Below are 14,325 nucleotides of genomic sequence, written 5' to 3'. Positions count from 1 at the left end.
AATGAAATCAAAAACTCGCTCGCCTTGGGCATGGATTCCATCTCTTTACTTTGCTGAGGGAATTCCATATGTGGTTGTGATGACAGTTGCTGTTATCATGTACAAACGATTGGGGATTTCGAATTCCGATATTGCTTTGTACACATCATGGTTGTATTTGCCATGGGTAATTAAACCATTTTGGAGTCCATTGGTAGATGTACTTAAAAGTAAGCGTTGGTGGATTGTGACCATGCAATTGTTTATAGGTGCCGGCCTGGCAGGGGTTGCTTTCACAATTCCTACAACACTCTTTTTTCAGTCGTCACTGGCTTTTTTCTGGTTGTTGGCATTTAGTTCTGCTACTCACGATATTGCAGCTGATGGTTTTTACATGTATGGAATAGACGATAGTCAACAGGCCTATTTTATTGGAATTAGAAGTACCTTTTACCGATTGGCTATGATTACAGGTCAGGGAGCTTTGGTTTATTTAGCAGGGGTTTTCGAGACTACAAACCTGTTTGGAAAAGGAGGTAATATTCCAATGGCATGGTCGATGATTTTTGTGATTTTGGCTGGTTTGTTCCTATTGTTTACATTCTATCACAAGTTTGCTTTGCCACATCCCAAGGAAGATGAAGACAGAGAAATAAAGAGTTTTTCAGGAGTCTTCTCAGATTTTGCAGAGACATTCAAAACATTCTTTTTCAAAAAAGACATCTTGCTGATTTTGGGAGTGCTACTAAGCTATCGATTGGGGGAATCTCAGTTGGTTAAAATGGCTTCACCTTTCTTGTTAGATGGAAGAGAACTTGGTGGTTTAGGTTTGTCAACCAGCGATGTGGGGATTGTTTATGGAACCATTGGAGTTTTGTTCCTAACCATAGGAGGAATTCTTGGTGGATATGCAGCATCGAGAAAAGGTTTGAAATATTGGTTGTGGCCAATGGTAATTGCCATCAACCTTCCCAATTTAGTATATGTGTACCTATCATATGCATTGCCGGAATCATTTGTTTTGGTTTGTGCATCGGTAGCAGTTGAGCAATTTGGTTATGGATTTGGTTTCACGGCTTACATGTTGTACCAAATTTATGTATCGGAAGGAAAACACAAAACTGCTCACTTTGCATTTTGTACTGGTTTAATGGCTTTGGGAATGATGGTGCCAGGTATGATTTCCGGATGGATTCAGGAAATGATAGGATATCAACATTTCTTTATTTGGGTAATCCTGTGTACCATTCCAAGTTTTATAATGGTTAAACTCATTAAGATTGATCCTCAATATGGGATAAAGAAAAAATAGAAATTAATTAAAGAGAGCGTTAGGTAATTGTATGATTATTTAGCGCTCTTTTTTATCGTTTAAAAAGAAACTTAAATTAAGATCATGAAAATCGCATTTTTAGGGGATAGTTTAACATACGCAGGACGATGGGAAGATTTCTATCCCGATCATGAAATCAGCAACCATGGTATTCCGGGAGAAAAATCGAATGAGATACTGATGCGACTGCCTGAAGTATTGGATGAAAACCCTGATCAGATATTTTTAATGATGGGCATCAATGACTTGGGAGATGGTATCGAACCACGAGCAATTATTAACAACTTTTCGAAACTGATTGCCCAAGTAAAGAATGAAACCACTGGCAAGTTGGTTATGCAGTCATTATTGCCGGTTAATTTTGAAATGTATGCAAGTAATGTATTTGATTCTTTAAAAATTAGAGATATTAACAGCTTGTTGAAAACTATGAGTATACAAGAAAATGTCACTTTCGTGGATTTATATCCTTCTTTTTCTACCTATTCTTATGATCTTATAAAGGCATATACCTATGACGGACTTCATTTAAATGATGCCGGATACCGACTCTGGAGAAATTGCTTGCAATCCAATAAAATGATTTAAGATTATGAGAGAATACAAAAGTCAAAGGGAGTTTGTTTGCTTTGTGTATACCAACATTATCAAATAAGCCAAAGGTTTGCAGTACATTCCTGTTCGCTTTTTAAGATTGTACTTTGAGAATATTTCTACTCAAAATCAGATCAAACTGTGAACGAATTTTACGTCGAACTCACGTTAGTTATTCTTTACTTGTATTCCGAGATAATAATCGGTACGCATAAGCTCAATACAAGTAATATTTTTTTGATTTTTCTTTAAAATCTATTGCTGGTTTATTCCACAAATCTTCAATGTCCTTCACCAAGAAGTTTTCAGAGAATTGATCTCTAATTTTTTTGTCACCACAAACTTTATCGAACATGTTTAGGCGGGATTTATTGCACATTTCAAACACATTTTTGTTGGGATATAGTTTATGCAATTCTTGTAAAACATAGAATTGTACCAAGGATAGATTGGCTTTTTTCACATCGGTAAAATGCAATTGTACACCATGTATCATTTTGTCTTTGCCAACCGAATAATATGGCTTGTAATGAACAGGACGAAAAATGACTCCGACTAGCGACAGTCCATTTAAGTTATATGCTAGCTTGTCGGCATCAATCCATTCGGCAGCAAATAGTTCAAAAGGCTGAGTGTAACCCACGCCTATCGATATAGTATAAAGCTCACCCAATATGCCTGAAATGGCATAATAAATTGCGGTATTCGAATTTGGAATGTGAGGAGATGTTGGAACCCATGGCAAACCTGTTTCGGCAAAAACCATGTCTCGTTTCCAACCATTCATTTCTACAACAGTGAGTTTGCATTTCTTGCCATTCTTTAGCATGCCCTCTTCGTTTAAATAATTGGCAAGCTCTCCGCAAGTTAAACCATAAACATAGGGTATGGGAAATTGGCTAACAAAAGAAATATAATCAGGTTCAACCAATCCGCCTTCAACTTTTAATCCACCAATTGGGTTAGGGCGATCCAGAACAATGAATTCAATATCGTTTTCCAGACAAGCTTCCATTGCCAATCCCATGGTGCTGATATAAGTGTAAGATCTTACTCCAATGTCTTGGATATCGTAAACCAAGGCATCCAATCCTTTTAGCATTTTAGAGTTAGGTTTTTTATTTTTTCCGTAAAGAGAATAAACGGTTAATCCGGTTTTCTTATCAGTATAGGTGCCAACTTTTGCACCAGCAGCATGATCTCCCCTAATTCCATGTTCCGGACTGTACAAAGCCTTCACTTCAACATTTGGAGCTTCGTGGAGCAAATCGATGCTCGATACAAGTTTTTGATTCACCCCTGTGGGATTAGTGATAACACCAATTTTTTTACCCGATAAAATATCAAAATTGGATTTTTGAAGTACATCTATACCACTTTCTACCATCTGGGCATTTGATTCTAAAGGGAAAAGCCGTAAAGCAATTATAAATGCTGAAATTGTGAATGTTAGTGTTCTGGATGTTCGTGTCATTTTGTGATTTGTTTTCATCGTTTCGATAAGTGTTTTAGCAATTTAAAATGTTGTTTGTTACTTTTTTTTATTGCAAAACTAATAAATTTTTTATTTTTGTAAGATGTATGACATATTAATAAAATTACTATGATGATAAAGCTCGTAAGTCACTATTAAATCATTGGCATCATGCAATTTTTTTTTCGCTTGCGATTTAAAATATAAGCAAAACGACAAGTTAAGTCATTTAATTGAAAGAGTTGAACATGCAGTGGCCTCCGGAATAATTAATGACAAATTGGAAGGTGTAAATCTGAGTGAAACGAGAAGAAGGGAATTTTTGCATCAATTGGATATGATGCATAGAATGGGAGTAGAAAGGTGGAAACCTGTATTTAAGCAATTGGTCATACAATACAAAAGTTAGCAATGAATAGTATGAAAAAACTGATAGCAATAGTATTACTTTTCTTATTCACTTTTGGAGCATTTGCAAAGAGGAAATCTCCTAAAAGAGAAATGCGTGCAGTTTGGATCGCAACGGTTGATAATATTGATTGGCCATCGAAATCTGGCTTAAGTGTTGAGGAGCAAAAGAAAGAATTGATTGCACATTTGGATCAGCACAAAAAGAATGGAATGAATACAATAATATTCCAGATTCGACCAGCTACTGATGCCTTTTACCATTCGCCTTACGAACCATGGTCGCAGTGGCTCACGGGCGAACAAGGGAAAGCTCCTTCGCCTGTTTACGATCCTTTCCAGTTTGCTATAGAAGAGTGCCATAAGAGAGCGATGGAATTGCATGCCTGGATGAATCCTTACCGAGCTGTGTTTTTATACAAGCAAACAAAAACAGATGCGAATCATATTACCAATAAACAACCGGAATTGTTTCTTGTCTATGGAAAGCACAAGTACTTTAATCCCGGACTACCGGAAACCAGAGATTACGTGTCGAAAATTGTAGGTGATGTGGTTCGAAGGTATGATATTGATGCCATTCATTTCGACGATTATTTCTACCCATATAAGATAAAGGATGAGGTTTTTCCTGATTCCGAAAGCTTTGCCATATATGGAGGAGAGTTTTATCCGAACCAAATTGACGATTGGAGACGTGAAAATGTAAATCAGGTAATCAAGCAAATTAATGATACCATTAAATCAATAAAACCATGGATGCCTTTCGGGATTTCTCCATTTGGTGTTTGGAGAAACAAAAGTGTTGACAAATCAGGATCCGGAACTCAAGCGGGTCAAACCAATTATGATGATTTGTATGCCGATGTTTTGTTGTGGTTGAAGGAGGATTGGATTGATTATGTGGCTCCTCAGATTTATTGGCACATAGGTAAAAAAGTAGCCAATTACAGAGTGATAGCCAAGTGGTGGAATAAGAATTCGTATGGTAAGCCATGCTACATAGGTCAAGGAGCATATCGCTTAAACCCTAAATCAAGTATTAAAGCTTGGCACAATGCGGATGAGATTATTCGTCAGATAAATCTGAATCGCAAACTTAAAAACATTGATGGTAGCATGTTTTTTTCATCGAAAAGTTTTGTGGAAAACAAGTTAGGAATAAATGAAACTTTAACCAGTAGGGTGTATGATTCTCCTGCATTAAATCTGCAAAATACTTTATACGATGGCGATATTCCCAAAAGGCCAAAATTAAGGCTGGATGGAAAAATGTTGAAGTGGACAAAAATTGAAAATGCAAAATACTACGTGGTTTATTTAAAATCAGGAAAAACAGAAAAAGTATTTTGTACTACAAGTTTGTCGCAAGTAAGCTTGGGGAGAGGTCAAATTGTTGGTGAATACCATGTTTGTGCGGTGAATAGAGGACATTTTCTAGGTGAGAAAAGTAATGTAGTACTTTATAATTAATCAGTAAGATCTGTAGATTACTTCGAAAGATGTTTACTGGTATTATAAATATGTGTTTTTAAACATGTATGGCTTGTCCACTTAATTAATGGATCTGTTTTATTTTTGAGGATCATGTAAGATGTAATACCAATTTATTGAAAATGAAAATGAGATGTACTTATTACATATTGATGTCTTTCATTGTATTTGCTTGTTGTGATAACAAAAAAGTATTGCAGAAAGCAGAGCAAATATCACAGGAAATAGGTGAAGAATTTGCACCTGACGCTAGGGAGGCAATTTATACTACAAGTTTTACAATGAGTAGCAATGGTAATTTAATAGTTAATGGAGAAACATCTTTGCATGAAGCTAAGTTAGCCTTGATTTCCTCTCTGGAAGGCTTGAGTGTTCATTTGGAAGATAGTTTGGTTTTACTACCAGAGAAAAAAATGGGAGAAAAGGTTTGGGGGTTGATCAATTTAAGTGTTGCGAATCTAAGATCTCAACCGAAACATTCGGCCGAACTTGTTTCACAAGCCATTATGGGAACTCCTGTTAAGATCTTAAATACAAGGAATTCTTGGTATCAAATTCAAACACCTGACAGATACATTGCTTGGGTGGATAATGCTGCATTGAATTTACGAAGTAAGGACGAAATGAAGGATTGGAGAAAAGCCAGAAGAGTGATTTTTCTGCCGCATTTTAAAGTAGCGAAAGATGAAAAAGGTCGGGAAGCAATAACGGACATTGTTGGAGGATCAATATTGGAAGTAAAGAGTGAAGGTTTAAAGTATTGGTTGTTAAGTCTTCCGGATAAAAGAGAAATCAGATTAAATAAGTCTGATTGTATTGATTTTGATATATGGAAATCAAAAGAAATTACAGACCCATCAATGCTTACTCAATTCGCCAAAGAATTTATGGGAAGACCCTATTTGTGGGGAGGAACATCTTCGAAAGCTGTTGATTGCAGTGGGTTTGTAAAATCCGTGTATTTTATGAACGGAATAATATTGGCTCGTGATGCTTCATTGCAATTTCTTCATGGTGACACCATATCTCCTGAACAAGGGGTTAAAGATTTATTAGAAGGAGATTTGGTGTTTTTTGGTAGAGAAGCTACAGAAAATAAAAAACAGAAAGTTACTCATGTAGGGATGTATATTGAGGATGGAGAATTTATTCATTCCTCGGGTAGAGTTAGAATAAACAGTTTTGATCCTGTAGCAAAAAATTATAGCAACTACCGAACGCTTACATGTTTGGGTGGTCGCAGAGTTCTTAACAGAATTGGGGATGAAGGAATTGTAAAAGTTTCGGAGCATCCGTGGTATTAAGATTGAAATAGAAATGAAGTTGGATAGAAGAAAATTTATTGGAAGTGGGGGATTACTTGCCGGAGGAGCCTGCTTACTTCCTTTGTTTAATACATGTAATAGTGGTAAAGAAGGAGCGGAATCAAATTATTCAGGTTTAGGTTTAAAGTTGAGTTTCGAGCCATACAACTTGCAGTTAAAACATGTATTTACCATTGCATCATTTTCCAGAACTACCACACCTGTAATGTTGGTCAAGATCGAGTGGGGCGGATTTGTTGGATATGGTGAAGCTTCTATGCCTCCGTATTTGGGCGAGTCTCATGAGACAGCTACAAAGTTTTTAAGTGGTTTAAGGCTCAATCAATTTACTGATCCATTTCGTTTAAACGAAATTTTATCCTACGTTGATCGATTTGCCGATGGAAATTGTGCAGCAAAAGCATCGGTAGATATTGCATTACATGATTTGATTGGAAAGATTGTAAATAAACCTTGGTTTAAAATCTGGGGGTATAATCAGGAAGATACACCGATAACCACTTTTACCATTGGTATTGATAAGCCAAATGTGGTGACCGAAAAGGTTAAAGAAGCCTCTCCATATAAAATGCTTAAAGTAAAAATTGGACGAGGAAACGATGAGGAAATGATTAACACAATTAGAAAGGTTACCGATGTTCCTTTGTGTGTAGATGTAAATCAGGGGTGGAAAGACAGGCAGGAGGCTTTAGATAAAATTCATTGGTTAAAAGAACAGGGTGTTGTGTTTGTAGAGCAACCAATGGACAAATATGATTTGGATACTATGGCTTGGCTAACGCAACATAGTCCGCTTCCAACAATTGCCGACGAAGGGGTTCAGCGTTTGGCAGACGTTCCCAAATTAAAAGGAGCTTATTCCGGAATCAATATCAAACTGATGAAATGCACCGGAATGCGCGAGGCTCATAAAATGCTGAATGTAGCCAGAGCCTTGGGTATGAAAGTGATGATTGGTTGTATGACAGAAACTTCGTGCGGACTTAGTGCTGCCGCTCAACTTTCACCAATGGTAGATTGGGCGGATTTGGATGGAAACTTATTAATCTCTAATGATCCTTTTAAAGGGGTTACGGTTAAAGATGGTAAGGTAATACTGCCAAGCCGTCAAGGTATTGGAGTAAGCAGATGATAACTCTAAAATAATTTTACTAATCTAAATTTTAACACTATGAGAAAAATTGCATGCTTGGCGTTAATTATGCTGCTTGGCTGGCAGGTATCCTGGGCGCAGGATGTGTTGGTTAAAGGTATAGTTACCGATGCAGAAAACGGGGGGTCTATCCCGGGTGTTTCGGTTGTAGAAAAAGGAACAACCAACGGAACAACAACTGATTTTGATGGAAAATATCAGATCAGTGTTAAATCGAATGCCATTTTGGTATTTTCGTATATAGGAATGAAAACGTTTGAGATAGCTGTTGGTACTCAAACGGAAATTAATGTAGCACTGGAAACTGATAATTTTGCAATGGATGAAGTTGTAGTTGTTGGTTATGGTGTTCAGAAAAAAAGTGATATAACAGGTTCGGTAGCTAGTGTAAATGCAAAGGCTTTGGAAGATCAACCTGTGTCAAATGCAGCAGCGCTATTGCAGGGTAGAGCAGCAGGTGTAATGGTAACTCAAACTTCAGGAGCGCCTGGAGCTGGTTTGTCTGTAAGAGTGCGTGGTACTGGAACAGTGAATAATTCATCGCCACTATATGTTGTTGATGGAATACTATTGGATGATATTTCACACTTGAATCCAAGTGACTTTAAGAGTCTTGAAGTGTTGAAAGATGCATCTGCAACTGCAATTTATGGTTCACGTGGTGCGAATGGTGTTGTATTGATTACAACAAAAATTGGTAACTCTGAAGATGTTAAAGTACAAGTTGAATTGATGTCGGGTATTCAAAAAGCTTGGACAGAGCCAGACCTAATGAATTCTAAAGATTGGTTAGAAACTTATAATACAGCGCAAACAAATGCTGCTAATTTTACAGGTTCAACAGCTTATCATCCTCTAGAATTAAAATCACCTTCTGATGATGTAAATAGAACAACAGATTGGTTTGATGAAGTTACTCGTGTGGGTAAAATCTATAAAGCGAATGCAACTATTTCTAAAGGGAATGCTGAAAACAATAATTTGTTTAGTGCTGGGTATTTTCAGAATGAAGGGATTGTTTTGAATTCTAAATACGAAAGAATCAATGCGCGTTTGAATAACAATTATACTTTAAGTCCTAAATGGAAGGCTGGAGTTAATGTTTCGCTTTCACACACCACCAATCATCAGGTTACTGGTAATGCAATCAACGGGATTCTTACTTTAGCTCAAAGAAATGATCCTTTAACACCTGTTTATCAGGAATCAGGAGAGTATGCTTCAACACCCTATTCGGATTTAGGTAACCCAGTTGCTCAGCTAAACAGAGATGTTAGAGAAAGAAAAGCATTGTTAATTCTTGCTAATTCATATTTGCAGTTCGAGCCGATTAAAAATTTATTCATTAAATCAGCAGTAAGTTTAAACATTTCAAGATCGAAGAGTAAAACTTATTTGCCTGCATTTGACTATGGCCAGGAAATTAATGCTGTAAATAAAATTACACGAGGAACCTCTGATTTTAATGGATATCTGACAGAAAATACCATTAATTATACTTTTGATGTAGATGATCATAGCTTTAATGTGCTAGGAGGTTTTACTGCAGAAAAAAATGAATCAGATTATATTAATGTTTCTAGGAATAATATTCCTAATGATAACGAGGAGTTACAGTATATAAATGCTTCAACTGATATCGAAAGTACACTTGCATCTAATTCAGGACAAGAAACTACAATGTATTCCTACCTTGCTCGTGTAAATTACAATTATGCTGAGAAATATTATTTAACGGCCTCGTTTAGACGAGATGGGTCTTCTGTATTTGGTCCAGATAAGCGATTCGGAAATTTCCCATCTATGTCATTGGGGTGGAAATTAAGAAGTGAGAAATTCATGGATTTTCTTCCTGAAGAAATCGTAAATAGAATTAAAGTACGTGCCGGATGGGGACGTGTTGGTAATGCTAAGATTGATCCTTATACATTTGCATCTACCGTTCAAACCGGTGATTCAAGAGTGGAATATAGTTACGTATTTGCAGGAAAGGACTATGCCAATGGTAGAGAATATGCTGGAGCTGCTCCTGTAAAAATGGCAAATACCAAAGTACAATGGGAAACTGTGGAATCAACCAATTTTGGTCTTGATTTAGCCTTTATGAATGATAAGATTACTTTCTCTGCGGATTACTTTAAGAAAGAAACCAAGGATATGTTGGTTAGAGTTCCAATTCCTGAGTATGCAGGTTATGATGGAAGTCCATTCGTAAATGCAGGTACTGTTGAAAACAAAGGTTTTGAGTTAAACCTTGGTTATCATGGGAAAATTGGTGAAGATCTGAAATTTACTGTTAATGTAAATGCTTCACATGTTGATAATGAGGTAACAAGTTTAGGTGGAGGTGCTCCGATTTGGGCCGGTAATGTAAGTCTAGTTGGTAATACAACAAGAACTGCTGAGGGATTCCCAATTGGTGCTTTCTATGGTTATGAAGTTGATGGAGTATTTCAAACTGACGCTGAAGTTGCTTCTAGTGCTCAATCAGGAGAGCCAGTTGGAGCAGGTGACTTCAGATTTAAAGATCAGTGGACTGATAAGGATAATGATGGTGTTCTTGAAGCTCCTGATGGTGTAATTAACGGTGATGATAGAGTACAGATTGGAGATCCAAATCCAGACTTATTCTATGGTGTTAACATCGATTTAAACTACAAGAACTGGGATATGAGCATGTTCTTCCAAGGTGTTACAGGAAACGAAATCTTCAACGGATTTAAATATTATAACTACGCTGATATTAAACGATTCGCTTTAGCTGAAGATTATAAAAATCACTGGACTCCTCAGAATGGATCTAATACAATGTTCGGATTAAATGCATCTACTGTAGAGAGAAACTTAAGAGCGTCTGATTTTTATATTGAAGATGGTTCATACCTAAGATTAAAGAACATTCAGATTGGTTATACATTTAGAGATGTTGCTCCTTGGTTAAATAATGTAAGAGTTTATTTCTCTGGTCAAAATGTATTTACAATTACTGATTACTCTGGTTTAGATCCTGAAATTGGTGCTTCTAGTTCAACTAGTCCTTCATTAACACAAGGTATCGATTATGGTACATATCCACAAGCAAGGATTTTCTCAATTGGTGCTAATCTAACTTTCTAATAATTGATGAAGATGAAAAATTTAAGAAATATATTAATAGCAGGACTTGTTGTTTTTTCGATGACAGCCTGTGATGAGGAGTTTCTTGATACCGTAAAAATCGGGGAACAAACAGCTGGAAGTTTTTATTCTAACGATGCAGAATTGATTAAAGCTGTTAATGCATGCTATGCTCCTTTATGGGAATACCATTACAATTGGGGACGTACTACCTTTGGTAACTCAACGACAGATGACGCTGTTGATAGAGAAGACTTGAAAATGAGAGAATACTCTTTTGATGCTACAGCTTTCTTGTTCAGATATAACTACAGATACAATTATCGTGGAATATTGATCGCCAATCAACTTATAGCAAATGTTGAAGGGCAAGATATTGCAGGTGTTGAGGATAAAAACTTGCAAAAAAGAGTGGTAGCGGAAGCTAAATTTATGAGAGCTTATTACTATTATGATTTGGTTAAAAATTTTGGAGGAGTTCCTCTTGTTACAACTCCTTTGTTAGGAGACGAATTAAATAAAACAAGAGCTACAGCAAAAGAAATTTATAATCAGATAGAGACTGACTTAAAAGATGCGGTTGAAGTATTGCCATTAAAATCAACCTATTTTGATTCAAATGAAATAGGCAGAGCAACAAAAGGTGCAACTCTTGCAATGTTGGTAAAAGTATGCGTGTCACAGGCTAGTTCGGGCTATTCGGCTCAGGATTTCTACAATGAAGATAAATGGGCGGAAGCTAAAACGTATGCTGAAGATTTATTTTCTCTAGGAGAATATGATCTTTTTACCGGGAATTACCATGATTTGTTTACTGAGGCAGAAGAGAACAATGAAGAGTCTGTTTTTGAAGTGCAATTTTATGACTCCCCTAAAGATGATGGCGCATTTACCAATAATGGAAACTTTACAACATTCCTAAATATGCCATGGTTAGGAGGAGCTGATCCTTATGGGCGCTATCAAGCAACCTACGATTTGTATCTTGCATTCGAAGATGATGATCCAAGACGTGATGCTTCTTTAATCAATTCATTACAGTTTGCTGATCAGTGGATATTGGAAGGAGAAACACCTGGTGCTGTTGCAGAAGACCTTACCAGTTTTAGTAACTATAAGCATTATTTGTCTAAAGAAGATTATAAAGCACTTGGCAACTTTAGAAATTCACCTATCAATGAAAGAATTATTCGTTTGTCGGATATTTATTTATTATATGCCGAAGCTTGTTACCACACGAATGCTGAAGGTGATGCCAGAACTTATTTGAATAAAGTGCGAGAAAGAGCTAGACAAGGAAATGCGGCAATTTTGCCTGATGTTACTGCATCAGGGGCTGACTTATTAAATGCAATTTATCACGAAAGACGTGTTGAGCTATGTGGTGAAGGCCACAGATTCCACGATTTGGTTAGAACTGGTCGCTTAGAACAAGTGTTAAAAGTTGATGGCTATAAGGTAAAAGCTTCATTGACTCGTAATGATGATGGAACTTACACGGTATCAGATTCAGGTAATCCTGTTTACAAAGCAACAAATTTAAACTTACCAAAGCATTTATTCTTCCCTCTTCCTCAAAGTGAGGTTGACAATAGTGGAGGTTTGATAATCCAAAACCCTGGATATTAATTCAGGTACATTGTAGTAGTAGTAGTAGTAGTGCAACAGGAGTTCGAAAGGACTCCTGTTTTTTTGATACCGCTTGTAAAGACAATTTTTAAAAATCAAAGAACACAACAACAGTCTGCGATTGCATTTTTGGCATACAAAAAGTGCAACAACAAGCTGTTGTTGTCAATTCTGTGTCGTGATTTTGCTCTTGCAAGCTGCGAGAAGGAAAAAATGAGCCCGATTTGCTTCTCGCTACTTGTTGTTGTCGATTTTTTGTCGTGGTTTTGCTCTCGCAACTTGCGAGAAGGAAAAAATGAGGCAAATTTGTTTCTCGCAACTTGTTGTTGTGCTTTTTTTGTCGTGACGAAGCTCTCGCAGCTTGTTGTTGATCAAAAAATAACACCTCCATTTAAAAGGCATGTGGTTTAAAAGCTTATTTTTCCCTGCTTGCAAAATAACTTTGGGCTCTTCTATGAGTTTTTTTACTAACTTCATGCAGGTTCATCATTTGTTCGATTTCCGGCAAATGGTGTTTTGCTTACGAATATTCAGGATGTGCCATTTCCAATAAAATTCTTGTTTAGTTCTTTTTATTTAAAGCAAGCTATTGGATAATGCTATTCGGAATGATACAAAAAGAAAGATTTTATGAATTTAAATCAGTATGTAAAATATTTATTGCTTTTATTATGTATTTGCGTTTTGTGTCCACTTAATGCCCAAAAGAAAAGCTTAAGTTCAGGCACATTCTCTAAGTATGATAAAGTGTTTAGGGGTAATATTAATGATATCAATTTACCAGATTATATTGATGGGCCACATTTTTTCTGGATCGATTCCAAGGAAGTTAAAATGTGGTATGTCGAACATTTGCATGAAGGAAATTCAATAGGAATTAAAGAGAAGAGAGTAAAAGTTAAGACCGATTCTGCTTTAATAAAAGGCTTTAAAGGAGATAAGAACAAATACTGGTTAAGAAAAGGAGATTATCCCATTCAAAAGGCCGAGTATAATGGCGTGGAGAAAGTTTTGCTTATTGGTGATGTACATGGTCAGTATGGTATAATGACTGACTTATTAAAAGCAGCCGGAGCCATTGATCATGAATTGAATTGGTCTTGGGGAAATGGACATATTGTGTTTATAGGTGATGTTTTTGACAGAGGAGATAAGGTTACAGAAAGCCTGTATTTGATTAAGAAATTACAGCATCAAGCGAAAGCGAAAAAAGGTAGAGTTCATTTCTTATTGGGGAATCATGAAATCATGGTGTTAATGAATGATACCAGATATATTGCTCCAAAGTATAAGAAAATGTGTAAGCGTTTGATGATAAATTATTCGCGCTTTTTTAAGGAGGATACCGAGTTAGGTAAATGGCTAAGATCACTCAGCACAACAGTTCAGATTAATGATTTATTGTTTGTACATGCGGGTATTTCGCCTAAAATGATCGAAAAGGAATTGTCATTAATGGATATTAATGAAGGGATTAGAAAGAGTCTGAGGTCTGATCAGGGAAAATCACAGGCAGAAGTAATGAGAGAGGTATATTTTCCGGGGAATCCTCTTTGGTATCGCGGATACTTAATGAAAACAAGGAATTATTCAATAATTACTGATGATGAGCTTGAGAAGATTCTGAGCTATTACGATGTGAATAGGATATTTTTTGGTCATACCGAAGTAGAAGCGATTAGATTTTTAAAAAATGGAAAATTGGTTGCGGTTAATGTTCCCATGGGATTTAAAAACATAAAATCGCAAGTGTTGCTTATCGAGAATGATAAGTATTACCGCATTTTTGTTGATGGATTAAAAGAAATAATAGAATAAA

The 14,325-nt window shown here is 36.3% G+C and carries 9 protein-coding genes; 8 read left to right on the top strand and 1 reads right to left on the bottom strand.

What is annotated here, in order from left to right; genetic code table 11:
• The first annotated feature begins 1 nt into the window (after nt 1).
• Nucleotides 2–1,291 carry an AmpG family muropeptide MFS transporter gene (locus ACO05S_RS06640; protein WP_421920741.1) on the top strand — a complete coding sequence of 430 codons (1,290 nt, stop codon included), beginning with the start codon at nt 2–4 and terminating at the stop codon, nt 1,289–1,291.
• Nucleotides 1,292–1,375: 84 nt separating this feature from the next.
• Nucleotides 1,376–1,900, top strand: coding sequence for a GDSL-type esterase/lipase family protein (locus ACO05S_RS06635; protein ID WP_421920740.1), 525 nt, complete (start codon nt 1,376–1,378; stop codon nt 1,898–1,900).
• 223 nt (nt 1,901–2,123) lie between these two features.
• Here the strand turns inward: ACO05S_RS06635 and ACO05S_RS06630 are convergent, their stop codons facing one another.
• Nucleotides 2,124–3,398 carry an exo-beta-N-acetylmuramidase NamZ family protein gene (locus ACO05S_RS06630; protein ID WP_421920739.1) on the bottom strand — a complete coding sequence of 425 codons (1,275 nt, stop codon included), beginning with the start codon at nt 3,396–3,398 and terminating at the stop codon, nt 2,124–2,126.
• 402 nt (nt 3,399–3,800) lie between these two features.
• Between ACO05S_RS06630 and ACO05S_RS06625 the strand changes: the two genes are divergently transcribed.
• The 6 genes from ACO05S_RS06625 to ACO05S_RS06600 all read left to right on the top strand — a co-directional run bounded on the left by ACO05S_RS06625 (nt 3,801) and on the right by ACO05S_RS06600 (nt 14,324).
• Nucleotides 3,801–5,261, top strand: coding sequence for a glycoside hydrolase family 10 protein (locus tag ACO05S_RS06625; RefSeq protein ID WP_421920738.1), 1,461 nt, complete (start codon nt 3,801–3,803; stop codon nt 5,259–5,261).
• A gap of 143 nt (nt 5,262–5,404) precedes the next feature.
• A complete protein-coding gene (locus ACO05S_RS06620; protein WP_421920737.1) occupies nt 5,405–6,586 on the top strand; it encodes an NlpC/P60 family protein in 1,182 nt (393 codons plus the stop codon).
• Nucleotides 6,587–6,599: 13 nt separating this feature from the next.
• Complete coding sequence (locus ACO05S_RS06615) at nt 6,600–7,739, top strand: dipeptide epimerase (RefSeq protein ID WP_421920736.1); 1,140 nt, start codon at nt 6,600–6,602, stop codon at nt 7,737–7,739.
• A 39-nt stretch (nt 7,740–7,778) separates the two neighbouring features.
• Nucleotides 7,779–10,877: a SusC/RagA family TonB-linked outer membrane protein gene (locus ACO05S_RS06610; protein ID WP_421920735.1), complete on the top strand. Its 3,099-nt coding sequence runs from the start codon at nt 7,779–7,781 to the stop codon at nt 10,875–10,877.
• Nucleotides 10,878–10,889: 12 nt separating this feature from the next.
• The gene (locus ACO05S_RS06605; RefSeq protein WP_421920732.1) at nt 10,890–12,506 is read left to right on the top strand and encodes a RagB/SusD family nutrient uptake outer membrane protein; all 1,617 of its coding nucleotides are present in this window, start codon (nt 10,890–10,892) and stop codon (nt 12,504–12,506) included.
• Nucleotides 12,507–13,136: 630 nt separating this feature from the next.
• Nucleotides 13,137–14,324 carry a metallophosphoesterase gene (locus ACO05S_RS06600; protein ID WP_421920730.1) on the top strand — a complete coding sequence of 396 codons (1,188 nt, stop codon included), beginning with the start codon at nt 13,137–13,139 and terminating at the stop codon, nt 14,322–14,324.
• Nucleotide 14,325: the final 1 nt, after the last annotated feature.

Origin of the sequence: Marinifilum sp., assembly GCF_965230805.1 — a bacterium.
In the GTDB taxonomy this organism is placed as follows: domain Bacteria; phylum Bacteroidota; class Bacteroidia; order Bacteroidales; family Marinifilaceae; genus Marinifilum.
The sequence above is the reverse complement of the archived record's forward strand: the minus strand, read 5'-3'. Positions and strand labels throughout refer to the sequence as shown.